Origin of the sequence: Streptomyces sindenensis, assembly GCF_014649035.1 — a bacterium.
Classification (GTDB): Bacteria; Actinomycetota; Actinomycetes; order Streptomycetales; family Streptomycetaceae; genus Streptomyces; species Streptomyces sindenensis.
On the sequence record NZ_BMSG01000008.1, the window covers coordinates 46,443 to 62,337 of the forward strand.

12 protein-coding genes are annotated in these 15,895 nt (G+C 73.9%); 7 read left to right on the plus strand and 5 right to left on the minus strand.

The genetic code is table 11. The features are described 5' to 3' along the window. Window positions 1-31: 31 nt before the first annotated feature. The 4 genes from IE145_RS12045 to IE145_RS12060 form a co-directional block, all read right to left on the minus strand. A complete protein-coding gene (locus IE145_RS12045; RefSeq protein WP_189520923.1) occupies window positions 32-2,161 on the minus strand; it encodes an AAA family ATPase in 2,130 nt (709 codons plus the stop codon). Beyond that, on the minus strand, window positions 2,158-2,862 hold the full coding sequence (locus IE145_RS12050; RefSeq protein ID WP_189520924.1) for a Pvc16 family protein: 705 nt from the start codon (window positions 2,860-2,862) through the stop codon (window positions 2,158-2,160). Before IE145_RS12050 ends, IE145_RS12045 begins: the two co-directional genes overlap by 4 nt. Next, window positions 2,859-6,146: a DUF11 domain-containing protein gene (locus tag IE145_RS12055; RefSeq protein ID WP_229825521.1), complete on the minus strand. Its 3,288-nt coding sequence runs from the start codon at window positions 6,144-6,146 to the stop codon at window positions 2,859-2,861. Before IE145_RS12055 ends, IE145_RS12050 begins: the two co-directional genes overlap by 4 nt. A gap of 224 nt (window positions 6,147-6,370) precedes the next feature. Further along, window positions 6,371-7,093 carry a helix-turn-helix transcriptional regulator gene (locus tag IE145_RS12060; RefSeq protein WP_189520925.1) on the minus strand — a complete coding sequence of 241 codons (723 nt, stop codon included), beginning with the start codon at window positions 7,091-7,093 and terminating at the stop codon, window positions 6,371-6,373. A gap of 237 nt (window positions 7,094-7,330) precedes the next feature. Here IE145_RS12060 and IE145_RS12065 point away from each other — a divergent pair, with 237 nt between their 5' ends. From IE145_RS12065 to IE145_RS12085, 5 genes are all read left to right on the plus strand, one after another. Further along, window positions 7,331-8,644, plus strand: coding sequence for a COG1470 family protein (locus IE145_RS12065; protein ID WP_189521034.1), 1,314 nt, complete (start codon window positions 7,331-7,333; stop codon window positions 8,642-8,644). An 816-nt stretch (window positions 8,645-9,460) separates the two neighbouring features. Further along, on the plus strand, window positions 9,461-11,002 hold the full coding sequence (locus IE145_RS12070; RefSeq protein ID WP_189520926.1) for a phage tail sheath family protein: 1,542 nt from the start codon (window positions 9,461-9,463) through the stop codon (window positions 11,000-11,002). Between the two features lie 62 nt (window positions 11,003-11,064). Beyond that, complete coding sequence (locus IE145_RS12075) at window positions 11,065-11,505, plus strand: phage tail protein (RefSeq protein ID WP_010060032.1); 441 nt, start codon at window positions 11,065-11,067, stop codon at window positions 11,503-11,505. Next, window positions 11,502-12,005, plus strand: coding sequence for a hypothetical protein (locus IE145_RS12080; protein ID WP_189520927.1), 504 nt, complete (start codon window positions 11,502-11,504; stop codon window positions 12,003-12,005). Before IE145_RS12075 ends, IE145_RS12080 begins: the two co-directional genes overlap by 4 nt. Further along, the gene (locus IE145_RS12085; RefSeq protein ID WP_003966147.1) at window positions 12,002-12,160 is read left to right on the plus strand and encodes a DUF6760 family protein; all 159 of its coding nucleotides are present in this window, start codon (window positions 12,002-12,004) and stop codon (window positions 12,158-12,160) included. Before IE145_RS12080 ends, IE145_RS12085 begins: the two co-directional genes overlap by 4 nt. 1,893 nt (window positions 12,161-14,053) lie before the next feature. Here the strand turns inward: IE145_RS12085 and IE145_RS33370 are convergent. Then, on the minus strand, window positions 14,054-14,413 hold the full coding sequence (locus IE145_RS33370; protein ID WP_229825522.1) for a hypothetical protein: 360 nt from the start codon (window positions 14,411-14,413) through the stop codon (window positions 14,054-14,056). 604 nt (window positions 14,414-15,017) lie between these two features. Here IE145_RS33370 and IE145_RS33375 point away from each other — a divergent pair. Both IE145_RS33375 and IE145_RS12095 read left to right on the plus strand, forming a co-directional pair. Then, on the plus strand, window positions 15,018-15,377 hold the full coding sequence (locus IE145_RS33375) for a hypothetical protein (protein WP_229825524.1): 360 nt from the start codon (window positions 15,018-15,020) through the stop codon (window positions 15,375-15,377). 55 nt (window positions 15,378-15,432) lie between these two features. After that, on the plus strand, window positions 15,433-15,858 hold the full coding sequence (locus IE145_RS12095) for a phage tail protein (protein WP_189520929.1): 426 nt from the start codon (window positions 15,433-15,435) through the stop codon (window positions 15,856-15,858). The last annotated feature ends 37 nt before the right edge of the window (window positions 15,859-15,895 follow it).

Sequence of the window (15,895 nt, forward strand, 5' to 3'; positions counted from 1 at the left end):
GGCGCGGCACCTCGTGTGCGTACCGTACGGGCTACCGCCCCGCGCGCGCCCGCTCCTTCGCCAGCCACGGGCCGAACTCGCTCTCCAGCACCAGCCGCCCCAGCTTGCGGTACTCCTGGAGAACCGCCGTGATGAGCTGGTCCATGGTCAGCGGGGCCCCGGCCTCCGCCGCGAGGTAGGCGGCGGTCACCGCGCAGGCCCGGATCGAGCCGCCCGCCAGCTCGAAGCGGTCCGCGCAGAACTCCAGGTCGAGCGTGGTGTCGCGCGGGACCGCCGGGCCCAGGCAGCGGTCCCACAGGGCGAGGCGCTGGCGGGCGTCGGGCATCGGGAACTCGGCGATCACGTCGAGGCGGCGGGTGAACGCCTCGTCGAGGTTGGACCGGAGGTTGGTGGTGAGCACGGCGATGCCGTCGAAGGACTCCATGCGCTGGAGGAGGTAGGCGGACTCCATGTTGGCGTGTTTGTCCCGGGAGTCGTTCACCTGGGAGCGCTTGCCGAAGATCGCGTCGGCCTCGTCGAACAGCAGGATGCCGTTGACGTCGGACGCCTCGACGAAGATGCGCTCCAGGTTCTTCTCGGTCTCCCCGATGTACTTGTCGACCACCGTGGACAGGTCCACCACGTAGAGTTCCATGCCCAGTTCGGCGGCGACCACCTCGGCGGACATGGTCTTCCCGGTGCCGGACTCCCCGGCGAACAGGGCGATGACGCCTCTCCCCCGGCCGCCGCCCGGCCGCATCCGCCACTGCCCGAGGACCGTCTCGCGGTGGCGCGCGCGCAGGGCGAGTTCGGCGAGCTGGGTGCGGGTGGCCGGGGGCAGCACCAGGTCGTCCCAGCCGACGCCGGGCTCGATGCGGCGGGCGAGCCGTTCCAGGCCCGCGCCGTTCTGGGCGCGGACCGCCGCCCGCAGGTCGTCCGGGCCGACCGGTCGGGGCTCCAGGGCGGCGAGCCGGGAGGCGACGGTCGCGGCCCGGCGCAGCTGGCCGGAGTCGAGCCGGTAGGCGACGGCCGCCTCGATCAGCGTGTCGTCGGCGGCGGCGTGCGCGGTGGAGAGGCCGGCCGAGCGGCCCGCTTCGGCGAGCGCCCGCCGCCACTGCCGGGCCATGCCGTCGGGGCCGGGGGGCGGGACGGTGACGGGCACCGGGCTCTCCGGCGTCCACAGCGGGTCCCAGTTCTTCTTCCCGTACGCGATCAGGGGCGTGGAGCCGAGCGCCGCGCACAGGGACCCGAGCAGCCGGGCCCCCTCGGGGCGTTCGGGGGCGAGTGTTTCGAGCGGGCCGAGGACCACTCCGGCGCGGCCGAGGCGGGCTTCGGTCGCCAGTGCCCGTACGAGAGCGGTCGGTTGGGGTGCGATCGCGAGCGCGGCGATGTCGACGACGAGCGGGCGCCGGGCCGCTGCGCGCAGGGCCGCGACCGCGAGGCCGTGCGGGTCGCCGCCCCGGTCGAGCAGGTGCACCAGGCCGCTGCCCGTGCCGAGGGCGGCGGCGATCCGGGGGACCTCGGGCCGCTCGTCCGGCTCCGGGGTGCGGGTGTCCTCCCGGACGATCCCGCGCAGTCGGCCGTCGATCCCGTCGTCGCCGAGGAGATACGCGGTGACCCGGTCGGGTACACGCAAGAGCCGCGAGAGCAGGGGGCGTTCGGGCTCTGCGATCTCCAGCAGGCCGCCCGCGACGAGCGGGGCGGCGGGCGCGAACCGGAAGCGGCCCGGACCGGCGGCGGGCAGCCCGCGCAGTTCCAGGGCCAGGCCGATGGTGGGGCGGCGGCGGGTGAGATCGTCGTTGAGGTACCCGTACAGCCGCTCGAACCGGGGGTCGATGTCCGGGGCCAGGGCGATGAGCAGGAGGTCGACGTCCGGCGGCGCCAGACCGAAGCGTCCGGCCAGTTCGCCGAGCCGGCCGCCGTCCCCCGCGCCGGAAGGAACCCGGTCCCCGTCCCCGTACGCCGGTACGGGCGTGAACGCGTCGCGAGTCTCCAGGATGCGGGCCGCCGCCTCGGGGGTGAGGTACTGCCCCCGGTAGGGGTCGTCGGGGTCCGGGTCGGCGGCGCGGCGGGCGGCGACGGCTTCCCTGACCCGCTGTTCGACCTGGCCGAGCCGCTCCCAGAGCACCTCGGTGCCGGCCGACTCGCGTTCCTGTCCGTCCTGTTGTGCTACCAGGGTCATCGTGCGGCGTTCCCCCGCCTGCGTCGGCCGGGCGGCAGTCGCCGTTCCCGGGGTGCGGCGAAACCCTGCCCGCCGGGGTCGGCCGCCCCGTCGTAGCGCAGGCGGCGGCCGGGGTCGCCGGGTTCGCCGTCCACGTGCGGTGCGGCCTTCATGACGAGGCCCTCGGTGACCGGAGGTCCGGCGGCGGTGCGTTCGCCGGCCAGCGGGGCGAGGACCCGGAGGTCGATGGCGGCCTTCAGCTCGCCGCCGAGCGCGGACCAGACGTCGGAGGCGGACGGGCCGCCGGCTCCGGGACCCGCCGCCTCCAGCTCGACGGTCAGGCCGAGTTCGGCGAGGCTGCCGGTGTGCAGCCGCGCAGGCAGCGTGTCCGTACGCACGAGGGTCCGCAGCACCTCGGAGAGCAGACGGTGCTCGTCCTGCGGGCGGTTGGTCCAGGCGGTGACCAGATAGGTCAGCTCGAACCAGCGCGGCGGGGTCCGCCACCCGGTGACGACACCCTCCTCGTCGTGCGTCCCGGCCGTGCCGGTACGCCGCCGGGCCGCGTCCTCGCGGATGCCGTGCAGGAAGACGCTGATGGTCGGGGCGTTGCGGCGGGCGGACCAGTCCTTCGTCGGGGCGTCGAAGACCAGGTCGACGCCGCTGTCCTCCAGTCCGGCCTCGGCGAGCAACAGCCGCAGCCCCTCGTCGACTTCGTGGATCATCGGCGGATCACCTCGTCGGGCGGGGTGATGGTGCCGAGCACGACGAGGAAGTCCGTCTTCACCGGGCTGAACCCGGGGCCCTTCGCCGTGATGTCGCGCGGCCCGATCTCGTCCTTGGCCAGGATGAGGAGCTGGGCGATGAACGTGCCGTCGCCCAGCGGCCGGGCCGGGGCGGCAGCGGCGGTGATGCCCGGCTTCCAGCTGAGCGTGACAGGCGCGCCGGGCGGGAAGTCCTTGCCGCGTACGGAGGTGACGAAGCCGGGTTTGCCGACCTTGGGCACCGCGATGATCCGGGGCTGGAGGATGCGCAGCGGGATCCGGGAGACGTTGTCGCGGAGGTTCGCGTCGGTGCCGGTGGTGGTGAGCGACGCGGTGATCGTCGTACGGAGCGCCTTGTCGGGCGAGAGGACGACGCTGATGACCGTGGCGGCGCCGGGCGCGAGGTCGGGGAGCGTGCAGGCGCCCGCGGCGCAGCCTGCCGGGAGCGGGCCGGCGGGGGTGCCCCGGGGCAGTCCGAGGTCCAGCCGGAGGCCTGTGGCCAGGGCGTTCCTGCCGTTGCGCACGGTGTACGTGACGACCACCCTGCCGCCGACGTACCCGGGGCTGGGCTGGGCCCGCACGGTGACGGCGGGTCCCGCCTCGGGCGCGGGCGGCAGGGGTGCGGGGGCCGGGGGCGGCGGGGGTGTCGTCGTGGGCGGCGGGGTGGGTGCGGGGGGTGTCGGCGTGGCGGTCGGGGGCGGCGGAGGTGTGGTCGGCGGGGCCGTGGTCGGTGGGGGTGTCGTCGGGGGCGGGGTGGGCGGTGGGGCGTCCTCGACCGGGACGATCGTGCCGGTGGCGTTGTCCGTGGGGCTGGGGTCGATGACGGCGCCGGTGACGGACCAGTTGACGCGCTGGATTCCGGTGGTGACGCCGGTCAGCCGTGCGGTGATCTCCACGTCGGTGCCGGGCGGGACGGTGCCCAGGTCGCACTGGGGGGTGCCGGGTGCGCAGGTCGCGGTGTCGGTGGAGAGTTCCTCCAGCCGTACGCCGGGCGGGGCGTCGACGGTGAGGGTGGTGCCGGGCGAGGGGGCCGGGCCCCGGTTGGTGACGGTGATGGTCACCTCGGTCTCGGAGCCGACCTCCACGGCGGGCCGGTCGGGCGGCGCGGTCAGCGACAGGTCGACGGACTGCTGGAGGGCGGGCTCCTTCTGCCGTCCGGCATGCGTGTCGTCGACGGCGGTCAGGTCGCCGGAGGCGATGTCGAGGACGGAGAGCTGCTCCATGGAGTTCGGGGCGAGTTCGCGGCGCGCGGTGAACACGAGCTTGTCGCCGCCGGGGGTCCAGGCCACGTCGCGGGGCTGGTGGGGGCCGGTCACGGTGGTGTCGGGGACCGGCAGGTCGCAGCCGTCGGGGTTGTCCTTCTGGACGGAGGGCAGCACGACGCGGCAGCCGCCGCCGCGCAGGGGCTTGATGAGGACGCCGGCCTGCTGGTTGACCCTGCCGCCGCCGTCCTTGCGGTTGAACGCCACCTTCAGGCCGTCCGGGGAGAACGCGGGGCTGTCGTCGATGACGTCGCAGTCGCCGGGGCAGATGGTGGAGCTCAGGTCCCGCTGCCGGCGGAGGTCGGCGACCGGCACGACCCAGATGTGCTTGTTGCCGCCGTGGCCGTTGATGACGTGGTTACGGGTGAAGGCGAGGTTGACCCCGTCGGAGGACCAGGTGGGCTGGGCGTCACCGCCGGTCTGCTGCCCCTCGGGCGGCCGGATCTCGTCGAGGATCTCACCGCTGGCGACATCGGCGAGGAGGATGCGGCTGGGGCCCGCCGCGTCGCCGGTGCCGCCGGGCGAGGTGCGGGTGAAGGCGAGCTTGGTGCCGTCGGGCGAGAAGGCGGGGTCGGTGTCCCAGTCGTTCGGGCCTCGCCCGGCGAGCGGCAGCACCGCCGCGTTCCCGCCGTCGGCGTCGGCCATCCAGATCCGCTCGGTCCGCCCGGCGTCGGTGTCCTCGAAGCGGGTGACGACGATCCGGCGGCCGTCGGGGGTGTAGCTCTGCCGCTCGGTCCAGGGGTCGAAGCCCGCGGCCGGACTGAACAGCGGGTCCACGGCGGGGTTCTCGTTGGTGCGGGCCGCCGGGTCCTCCTTGAGGATGGTGAGGCCCAGGTCGCGGGGGTCGGAGCCGTCCTGGCGTACGTCCTGGAGCGTCACGATCTGCGCGGCGGCCAGGAGTTCGTCGGGCTTCCTGACGGTCTCGGGATCCGGTGTGATCCGGGGGACGACGACGGTCCCGGCCGGGGGGAACCAGGTGGGCGGCCCCACCTGGCGGTTCTCGTTGACCAGTTGGTCCGGCGGGTTCGTGCCGTCGAAGGCGGTCACCCGGTAGACGTGGTCGAAGTCGTCGCAGCCGCAGGTGTGGTACGGGCTGAGGAAGACGACGTCCTTGCCGTCGGGCAGCCAGGAGGCCGACCGGGTGCCCCACTCGGCGTGCCCGCCGGCCAGCAGCGGGCGGTCGGTGCCGAGCCCCTCGGTGGCCCGCAGTTCGGTGCCGTCGTCGACGTCCGGGTCCGGGTCGGTGGTGAGGGTGTACGCGACGGTGTTCCGGTCGGCGGGGTCGGTGCCCGGGTTCCAGGACGGCTCGGTGGCGTCGCCGGCCCCCGCGTCGCTGATCCGGGTCTGCGGGCCGCCCGCGACGTCCCGCACGTAGATCTGCCAGCCGCGCGGGGCGTCGCCGTCGCAGGCGTACGCGATCCTCGTGCCGTCCGGGGACCAGGTCGGGGACTCCTCGTTGTCGGCGGTGTCGGTGAGCCGCCGCGGGTTCGAGCCGTCGACACCTACCGACCACAGATCGCGCTGGACCGTTCCGCCGGGGCCGGGCTCCGCCGAGTCGAAGACCACGGTCCGTCCGTCCGGGGAGAGTTCGGGGCGGGCCGCGTCCCGGCCGTCGGTGAGCCGGCGCACCGACCCGTCCGCGCCGCGCAGGTACACCTGGGGCTTGGCGCTGTCGCGCAGGCTGGTGAAGACCAGGACGTCACCGCGGGCGGAGGGGTCCTGGTCGTAGTGGGCGGGCCCGTCGCCGAACAGCGGGTCGGTGTGGTCCTGGTCGTTGGCCCGTCCCAGGCTGCGGTGTTCGGTACCGGCGAAGGCGATACGCCCCGCCTGGGCCGGTCCGGTATCCGCCGGAGCGGCGACGGCCTGGCCCGCCCCGTCCGGTGCGGCGGCCGAACCGACCAGCAGCAGCGGCGCCAACAGCACCACCGCGCCGGTCAGTCGGCCCAGCCGGGAACGCTTCGCCGGGCCAGCAGTGCCGGTCACGGCCCACCTCACAGTCTGTCGATCGACTCTCCACCGGCCAGCCTCGCGCTCGGGCGGGGCCGGGGAACAGGCCGCGAGTACCCGGAACGGGGGAAGGGACCGCTGCCCTTTGCGGCGGTCGCCCCGCGGACCGCCGCCCCTTCGCGGCGGTCGTCGCGGGAACCACTGCCCCTTTGCGGCGGTCATCGCGGGAACTACGGCCCCTTTGCTGCGGTCGCCCCGCCTCAGATCAGCCCGTGGCGCATCGCGTACCCCACCGCGTGGGCCCGGTTGCGCAGTTCGAGGCGGGTCGCGACCTCGTGCAGCACGTTCTTGACGGTGCGTTCCGAGTACGAGGTCTTCCGCGCGATCTCCGCGGTGTCGCAGCCCTCCGAGACCAGCCGGATCATCTCCGCCTCGCGCGCGGTGAGGGTGGACAGGGTGAGCCCCCGGGGGTCGAGGACCGTGCGCTGGAGGGAGCTGACGTGGTCGAGGAGCTTGCCGAGCAGATCGCCCGGCAGGACGCCCTCACCGTTGGCCATCGCCCGCACCAGGTGGACGAGCCGGTCCTGGTCGGCCTCACCGCGCCGGAGGACGGCGGCGACCCCGCACTCGATCATGGTCTGGAGGGCGCCCGACTCGAAGTACCCGACGACCAGTCCGGTGCGGGTGGAGGTGTTGCGCTGGAGGCGGTGCAGGAGCTGGACGGTGTGCTCGCCCACCGTGTCCACCACGACCAGGGAGACCTGCGCCCGGTCCGCCTCGGCCTCCGGCAGCAGTTCTATCTCGGGACGCACGCGCAGTTGGTGGATCATGCCGGTCTGCAGGATCAGGTCCTCCGCGTACACCGCGACGGAGACCCTGCCCCCGGGCGCTCCCCCGGCTCCGGGGGTGCGGCGGTCGGCTGCGTCGGGCCTGCGGTACTGCCCGCGCGCCGCCGTGCTGGTCGTCGTTTCCGTGATCGTCATCGTTCCGTGCCCGTCTTCCTCAGGTACTTCAGCCCGATATGCCTGCTGTGCTCGTGATCGCCCGTGCCGGCCGGGGCAGGGCGAGCGGGCCCGGCGCGGGGGCGCGGGGACACCGTGCCGGTGGGCCCGCGGGGCACCACCGCTGCCCGCTTCTTGCCCTTGCGTCTCTGCTGCCGGGCCGCACCGGCGGCCTAACGTCGCAGAGTGACCACATCTGCCGAACTCGCAAGCCCCACGGTGACGGTGTCGCCGGGCGGCACCGCGACGACCACCCTGACCGTGCGCAACGACGGCGACATCGTCGAGGCCTACTCCCTCGCAGTGGTCGGTGACTGTGCCGCCTGGACCACCGTCGAGCCGGCGCGTGTGTCGCTCTACCCGGGCACCTCCGAGACGGTGACCCTCACCTTCGCCCCGCCCCGATCCCACGAGGTCCGGGCGGGCGAGACCCCCCTGGCCGTACGGGTGCTGCCCGCCGAGCGCCCCGAGTCGGTGGTGGTCCCCGAGTCCACGGTGACCGTTGAGCCCTTTCACGAGCTGCGCGCGGAGCTGGAACCGCGCCGCCGCCGGGGCTGGCTGGGGGCCCGGTTCCGTACCGCCGTGCAGAACAGGGGCAACACTCCGGTCGACGTGGCCCTGACGGGCCGGCAGGACGGGGAGGATCTGCGCCTCGCCTTCACGCCGGACAAGAAGCGGCTGGAGCCGGGCGAGTCCGCGGAGGTGGCGCTGAAGGTCCGGGCCCGGAAGCTGATCTGGTTCGGCGAGCCCGTCACCTGGCCGTTCGAGGTCCTGGCGGCCGAGGGCGGTGAAGCGGACGCCGAGGCCGGGACGGCCGCCGAGGCCGGACAGCCCGGTGAAGCCGAGCCGCTGCCCGGGGAGTTCGCGCAGATACCCGTGCTGCCCAAGTGGCTGCTGATCGTGCTGGCCGCGCTGCTGGCCCTGCTGCTCGCCTGGTTCGCCCTGGTGCGGCCCGCGGTGCGGAGCACCGCCGAGCAGGCCGGAACGAAGGCCGCGCAGGAGGAGACCGAGCGGGGCAAGGAGCAGGGGTCGGCGCCGCCCGGCGGTGCGGAGAACCCGGCAGGCGGCCAGGGCCGGGGGACCGGTCCGGACGGCACGGGCCCCGGCGGGGCCGGATCCGGCCCGGACTCCCCCGGCGGGGGCGGCGGCACGGGCGGGAGCGGTGGCGGCGGGGGCGAGCAGGCCTCCAGGACCATCGACGTACAGACCCGTGCGGGGGCCACGGGGGAAGGCACCTACAAGGTTCCGGCCGGGAAGGTGTTCCGCGTCACGGACGTCGTGGTGGCGAACTTCCAGGGCGACGAGGGCCTCGTGACGATCTCCTTCGGCGAGAACAAGATCACGACGATCGCTCTGGAAACCTTCCGCAACCAGGACTATCACTGGGTCACCCCCATTCAGGTTCCGGAGAACGCCGCCGTCACCGCTTCCGTCACCTGCGCCAAGCCCGGCACTCCGGCAACCGGAACACAGGCTTCCGGGTGCCATCAGGTTCTGAATGTCAGCGGCGTACTGAGCGATCTCGCTCGATAGAAAGACGTTAGAAGGACATTGGAAGGACGCTGGAGGGGCGTTGAAGGGACGATAGAAGGACGGCGGAAGGGCAGGAGAAGGGCGCGCGGAGGGCGTTCGGAGCACGGCGGAATCAGCGACGCCGAACCCTCTGTCGCGCCTCTTGACGAGACAACAACAGAAACCCGGCCGGGAGGAAACCCGGCGTGCCGGGCGGTGGCGAATACCCCCTCCCCGCCGCGCCGAAGATCTCCCCCGATTCGGTCGTCCGCGACGTCAGCGGCACCGGAAGAATATCTGCTTCCGGTGGCCGTGCGCACGAACAAGCCTGCTCAGAAGCGGTTCTGATGGTTCGACGAAGGTCGACTGATGCCCGTTCGGAGCGCTTTCGCGCCCGTTTCCCTCGTCCGCACCCGATCGAATCCGCCAGTCTTCGCGACCCATTCTGGCCGAATCACATCACCTCGGCGCGCTTGCCCCGCACCCCCCGGACGGATATGGGCCGTCGACGGTTTACCGGGAAAAAGAGATACCCAACACATGGGGTCCCCGGCGCGCCGTCTACCCTTCCCCCGAGCCCGTGTGATGTGGCCGGTTTGATCCCTTCCGTAACACGGTGTTTTCCTTCTCTTCACGAGGAAGGTGAAATGCGCGTGGGTGAACGGGAATAGCGGCGAAGGGTTGCGACCTGGCCGCCGAGGGCAGGGTTACCCGGCGTACGAGAGCCCGGAAAGGGCAGTCTCCTTGCCCCGTGTCCAGGACTCCGGGGCCTACTCCCGGCCCGTGCGGCCGGTCAAGACTGGGCGGTGATCGAGTGACCGTCCAGAAGGAGCGAGCATGCCGTCGTACCTCACCCCCGGTGTTTACGTGGAGGAGGTGCAGTCCGGAGCACGGCCCATCGAAGGAGTCGGCACCGCGGTCGCAGCCTTCGTCGGCTTCGCGGGGACGGGCCCCTTCCACCAGCCGACGCTGGTGACCAACTGGGACCAGTACGTGCAGACGTTCGGTGCCTTCACCGCCGACACCTATCTGGCGCACGCCGTCCACGGCTTCTTCGCCAACGGTGGCGGCGCGGCCTACATCGTGCGCATCGGCGGCCCCGCGCAGGGCGCCGAGCCCGCCGGCCAGGGCTCCGTCGCCCAGGCCCCCGCCCCCGTCGCGCTCGGCGGCTTCCTGGTCGCCGCCAGGCCCGGCACGGGCGACGGCCTCTCCGTGGAGATCGCCGACGCCGAGGGCGAGAACCCGCCGGAGGACCGCTTCCGGCTGCTGGTGCGCCAGGGCGGCAAGGCCGTGGAGACGTACGACGTCTCCACCCGCAAGAACGTCAAGGGCTATCTGGTCACCCAGACCCGCGACTCCAAGCTCATCCAGGTCACCGAGCAGCCCGGCACGGCGCAGAGCCGCCCGGAGAAGCAGACCGTGGCCCTGGCCCCCGCGGCGGCAACGGCGCCCGGCAGCGGCGTGGCCCGGCTGGACGCCTCCGAATACGTGGGCGACGCCTCCGCGCGGACCGGGTTCGCCGGGCTCGAAGCGATCGACGAGATCACGATGGTCGCCGTCCCGGACCTGATGAGCGCCTTCCAGCGCGGCGACATCGACGCCGAGGGCGTCAAGACCGTGCAGCTCGCGGTCATCTCGCACTGCGAGCAGATGGGCGACCGCGTCGCCGTCCTCGACACCCCGCCCGGCATGAACGCCCAGCGTGTCCGCACCTGGCGCAACGAGGACGCCGGCTACGACTCCCGCTACGCCGCCCTCTACTACCCGTGGGTCAAGGTCTTCGACCCGGCGAGCGGCCGCAACTCCCTGGTCCCGCCGAGCGGTCACGTGGCCGGTGTCTGGGCCCGCAGCGACAACGAGCGCGGAGTCCACAAGGCCCCCGCCAACGAGGTCATCCGGGGTGCCGTGGACCTGGAGATCCGGCTCTCCAAGGGCGAGCAGGACCTCCTCAACCCGATCGGTGTCAACTGCGTGCGCGCCTTCCCCGGCCGCGGCATCCGCATCTGGGGCGCGCGCACCCTCTCCTCCGACCCGGCCTGGCGCTACCTCAACGTCCGCCGGCTCTTCAACTACCTGGAGGAGTCCATCCTCCTGGGCACCCAGTGGGTGGTGTTCGAGCCGAACGACGACCGCCTCTGGTCGAGCATCCGGCGCAACGTCACCGCGTTCCTCACCGAGGAGTGGCGACGCGGAGCGCTGTTCGGCCGCACCGCCGAGGAGGCGTTCTACGTGCGGTGCGACCGGAGCAACAACCCGCAGGAGTCGATCGATCTCGGTCAGGTCGTCTGCGAGATCGGGGTGGCGCCGGTGAAGCCCGCGGAGTTCGTGATCTTCCGGCTCTCGCAGTTCTCGGACAGCACCAGCCTCGTCGACGAGTGACCCTCGCGGCCCTTCCCCACCACCCGCAGCACCATCGCAACCGGAACAGGTGACACACAGTCATGGCAGAGGGCGACGCTCTTTCCACCCACATCTTCGGCGTTCAGCTCGGCGGCTATCTCGTGGAGTCCATCCAGGAGATCAGCGGCATGACCGTCGAGGAAGAAGTCGTCGAGGTCCGCCAGGTGACCGCCGACGGCAAGCAGATCATCCGCAAGCAGCCGGGTGCCCGCCAGGCGGGCGAGGTGACGATCACCCGCGGGCTCGACAAGAGCAGCGAGTTCACCACCTGGATCAAGGAGACCCTCAACAACGGGGCCGTCGACACCGCCCGGCAGAACCTCACGATCGAGATCAAGGACTCGACCGGTGAGACCGTCCGCCGCATCCAGCTGATGCAGGGCTGGGCCTCCAAGTGGGAGGGCCCCTCGCTCAAGGCCGGCGAGTCCAGCGCGGCGACGGAGACGGTGACCATCACCTTCGAGGAGATCGTGGTCGAATGAGGCGCCGGACCGTCACGCCGGGCGCCGGGCTCGAAGAGACCCTCGACAACCTGGCCGCCGCGACCGCCACCCGCCAGGAGGCTCCGGCCGCCCCGGCGCCCGCCCGTGCGCCCCGACGCGAACGGGACACGTTGCAGACGGAGTTCGCCTTCGAGCTGCCGCGCGGGTACGTCGACGACGAAGGCCAGGTGCACCGGAACGGCACCATGCGGCTCGCGACGGCCCGGGACGAGCTGAAGCCCCAGATCGACCTGCGGGTGAAGGAGAACCCGGCGTACCTGTCCGTGGTGCTGCTGGCCCAGGTGATCACCCGGCTCGGCCCGATCACCGACGTCCACACGGGGATCGTCGAGCGGATGTACGCGACCGACGTGGCGTTCCTCCAGGACTTCTACCGCCGGATCAACAGCGAGGGCCACACGCATGCGGCGGTGACCTGCCCGCTGTGCCACGGCTCGTTCGAGGTGGATCTCTCGGGTGGGCGCCTGGGGGAATCGTGACGTACGCGCTTCCCCGGCTGCGGGAGGAGATCGCGTACGTCGCCTACCACTTCCACTGGCAGCGTGAGGACATTCTCGACCTCACCCACGGCGAACGTCAGCAATGGGTGCGGGAGATAGCGCGGATCAACACCCGCGTCAACGAAGGCGGGTGATCGTGTGGGGTTCGGGGACTGGCTGCGTCGGACGGACCGTCGGCGGTCCGTGACACCGTCGCGGGAGAGCGGGACGCGGGGCGGGGGCGGGCGCGACGACGTGTCCGCCGTGCCGACCGGGCCTGCCGGGGCCACGGTGTCCGGCGAGGCCGGTGGCGGGGGCGCCGACGGCGGTGGCTGGGACGGCGGATGGCGGCGGGTGGCCCCGCCACCGGTGACCGTCGCCCGGTCGTCGATCAGTGTGAGCGACGGTCTGCGGTTCCGCTCGCGCCTGGCCTCCTGGCAGAACCCGTCCCTCGGCGGCGAACTCGGCCATGCCGTCCTGCCGTCGGCCCCGGTCGGCCTCATCCACGGAGTCGCCCGCCCGGGCTCCGCACGCCCCTCCGCCGCGTCCCCCGGCGGCCCGCTGCTGCTCCGCGCGGTCCGGCCCGTCGGCACCGATGATCCGGCCGAGTCCCCCGGGGCCGCTTCGGACCTGCCGTCCGCCTCGGCGGGGAGGACATCCGCACGCGGTACGGCGGCGGGGCCGGGGTCGGGGAAGTCAGGTCCGGCGTCGCCGCCGGTCCAGCGGTCGGCGGCTTCCGGGGCGGACCGGTCGTCGTCGGGCGCGGCGGGGCCCGGCAACCGGTCGTCCTCGCGTGCTCCGGGGGCCGCGTCGCGGTCGTCGACCGGCGCTTCGGCGGCCGGGCCGGGGGCGTCGGGTGCCCCGGGGCCCGCGGATCCCGGGTCCGGGAACCCGTCGTCGTCAGGTGCCTCCGGACCCGCCGCCCGGTCGTCATCGGCGGGTACCCCAGGGACGGTGTACGTGTCGCGCTCGGCAGCTTCGACCGGATCCACGGCCACGTTCGGTACGGCGCGCTCGGCGGGGCCCGCCGACTCGGCCCCTTCCGGGGAGGCGTCCGGGAGCTCGAACGCGGCGCGGTCCGGGCCGGTGTCCGGGCCGGCGAACGCGGCCGGGTCCGGGCCGGCGCCCTCGTCCGCGACCGGATCGGCGACCTCGTCCAACTCCTCGCCCCGGTCCGGCCCGTCGGGCTCATCCCGCTCGTCGGCCGCGGTTGGCCCGGGCGGCTCATCGGGTTCGTCCGACCCGGTCGGCCCGTCCGGCTCGGTCCACCCGGTCGGCCCGTCCGGCCCATCGGGTTCGGTCGGCTCCGTCGATTCCGCGGGGGCCCTTCCCGCTCCCGGGCGGCCCACGCTCGGCCCCGGCAACAGCGCTGAGGCTGCCGTCCGCGTGCCGTCGCGGCCCGCTGCCGTGCGCCCGGAGCGGATCGGGCTCGCGCCGCCACTGACCGTGGCCCGACGTCCGGCCATGCCGCTGCGGCAGATCGCCGCGCTGGCCCCAGCCGCGCCTGCCGCACCCGTCGGCCCACCCGTCTCCGCCTCCCCCTCGGGGGCGTCCTCGACAGCCTCACCCGCCACCGTCCAGCGAGCCGCTGCCGAGCGGCGGAGCGGTCCGGAGCGTACGGGGTCCGTCACCCCGGACCGTCCCGCCCCCGCGCCCTCCGACCTCGGCTCCCCCCTCGACCGGCCCGCCCCCGAGGCGGTACGTCCGGCCCCCGAGGCGGTACGTCCGGCCCCCGAGCCGGTACGTCCGGCTCCCGAGGCGATACGTCCGGCCCTCGGCAAGCCGCTGCGCGCGCTGCCTGCCGGGGCCAGGCCGGCCGGTACCGGCGGACCGGCGGACGGTGTTCCGTCCGCTCCCGGGCCCGTGGCTTCAGCAGCGGCCATGCCGGTGCTGCAACGCCGGACGCCGGAGCCGCCGGACCCGCAGGGCCCCATGAGTCCGTCGAGCCCTCCAGCCGCGACACCCACGAAACCCGCGACACCCGCGAAACCCACGGCGCCCGCGAAGCCCACGCCGACGGCGGCTGACGCCGAGGCCCCGGCACGGCGTCAGCCGTCCTCGAAGCCGGCCCCGCCCTTCCTCTCGGTGCAGCGCGCACCGGCACCCGGTCCGAACGCCTCCGCACGGGTACGCGGTGGGATCGGTGCGCCGCTCTCCTCGCTGCCGCCGACCGCCCGGCTCGGCGGTGCCCCCCTGCTCGGTGACCTTCCGCCCACCGTGACGCGCCCGAGGACGGACCGGGCTCCGGGCCCCGCCCCGGCGCCGCCGACCCCACCCACGGCGATGCCCGTGAGGCCGGCCCCCGCCGTTCCGGGCAGGCCCGCCGAACCCATCGCACCCTCGACCGGGCCCGGCCCCGCCCCCGTCCAGCGCTCGACCACCACCGCTCCCCCGCCCCCCGTGCGCATCCGGCCCCTCCCCCGGGACCGTACGGCTGCGACACCCGCGTCCGTGCCCTCGCACTCCCCATCGGTCCAGCGGGCACGCGCCCTGCTCCCGAACCGCCAGCTGAGCATCAACACCGGGTCCGCCGAAGGGTTTTCGGGACCTCCGGCGTCAGCAGGCGGCGGCTCCTCCCGCCCGGTCGTGAGGGCCGCCTGGCGGCGCGACGTACCGCAGCCGGGCGCTGCCCACGCACCGGGTGGCAGCGGGCCGGGCACCAGGGCCCAGCCACTGGCGGCACCCGCCGGTGCGGCGCCGGCACCGACGGTCCAGCGCTCCTCGATGGCGGGCCCCGGTCGTGGAGAGGCCACTCACTCCCCCGAGCGGGGGCCCGGGCGCGGGCCGTCCGCCGGTGGCGGGCTCCGGACTCCCGTCGCGCAGCCGCCGCATCAGACGTCCGGACCTGCGGCCCGCAGTGCCCAGCGACCCGGCCCCGCAGGGCAGCGGCCCCCCGTCGTCCGGCTCCGGCCGCCCGCCGCACCCCGGTCGGCGGAGGCCGTCCCCGTACAGCGTCAGGCGATGCCGGTCGTGCCCGACCGTGCCGGTCCGCCGGCCTCCGGGCCTGCGCCCGTGGGCGGTTCCGCTCCCGGCGGGCCCCCGAGCCCTTCCGTACGGGTACCGGCCCGCCCCGCCGCGCAGGGCGCCGGACCGGGCCGGCCGGAGACCGGGGCCCAGGCCGTCCAGCGTGCGGCGGCGGACGCCGGGATCACCGGGGTGCCCGTCCGGGCCGCCCCGGCGCAGCCCGCCGGGAAGGGCGCGGGACCGGCGGCCGAGGACGCACCCGGCGCCTCCTCCCCGGCGAACCGGCTGAGCGGAACAGAGATCGAGGAGCTGGCCCGGCGGCTCCTCGATCCGGTGAGCCGGCTCATCCGCGCCGATCTGCGCCGGGGCCGGGAACGCAGCGGGCGGCTGCACGACGGCCGCCGCTGACCACACCGCCCCCGGACCGCCCCGTACGACAGACCGCAGGAAAGACGAGAGACGCATGACCGACAACATCTTCGCGACGAGCGTGTTCTTCACGCTCGCGATCGGCGGCAGCGATCTGGGCGCGTTCCACACCTGCTCGGGCCTGGGCGCCGAGGTGGAGATGGAGACGTACGCCGAGGGCGGCAACAACGGGTTCACCTGGCAGCTGCCGGGGCGGATCACCTGGACGAACATCACGCTGACCCGCCCGGTGACCACCGACACGCTCAAGATCGCGCGCTGGCTGAACGAGACGATCCAGCGGGTCGAGCCCAAGGACGGCGAGATCGTGGCGCTCCGTCCCGACCTGAGCCGGATCATCAGCTGGCAGGTCCACGGCATCGTGCCGGTCCGCTGGCAGGGACCGTCCTTCGATCCGGCCAACTCCCAGGCGGCGATCGAGACGTTGGAGATCGCGCACGAGGGCCTGGCACCCTCCTGACCGCACACAGCACATCCAGCAGGACCAGGACGCAGAA

Excerpts from the sequence above, each read along its gene's own strand:
- IE145_RS12045 (WP_189520923.1), bottom strand. The coding sequence starts at position 2,161 with ATGACCCTGGTAGCACAACAGGACGGACAGGAACGCGAGTCGGCCGGC.
- IE145_RS12050 (WP_189520924.1), bottom strand. The coding sequence starts at position 2,862 with ATGATCCACGAAGTCGACGAGGGGCTGCGGCTGTTGCTCGCCGAGGCC.
- IE145_RS12060 (WP_189520925.1), bottom strand. The coding sequence starts at position 7,093 with ATGACGATCACGGAAACGACGACCAGCACGGCGGCGCGCGGGCAGTAC.
- IE145_RS12070 (WP_189520926.1), top strand. The coding sequence starts at position 9,461 with ATGCCGTCGTACCTCACCCCCGGTGTTTACGTGGAGGAGGTGCAGTCC.
- IE145_RS12075 (WP_010060032.1), top strand. The coding sequence starts at position 11,065 with ATGGCAGAGGGCGACGCTCTTTCCACCCACATCTTCGGCGTTCAGCTC.
- IE145_RS12080 (WP_189520927.1), top strand. The coding sequence starts at position 11,502 with ATGAGGCGCCGGACCGTCACGCCGGGCGCCGGGCTCGAAGAGACCCTC.
- IE145_RS33370 (WP_229825522.1), bottom strand. The coding sequence starts at position 14,413 with ATGCGCACGGGGGGCGGGGGAGCGGTGGTGGTCGAGCGCTGGACGGGG.
- IE145_RS12095 (WP_189520929.1), top strand. The coding sequence starts at position 15,433 with ATGACCGACAACATCTTCGCGACGAGCGTGTTCTTCACGCTCGCGATC.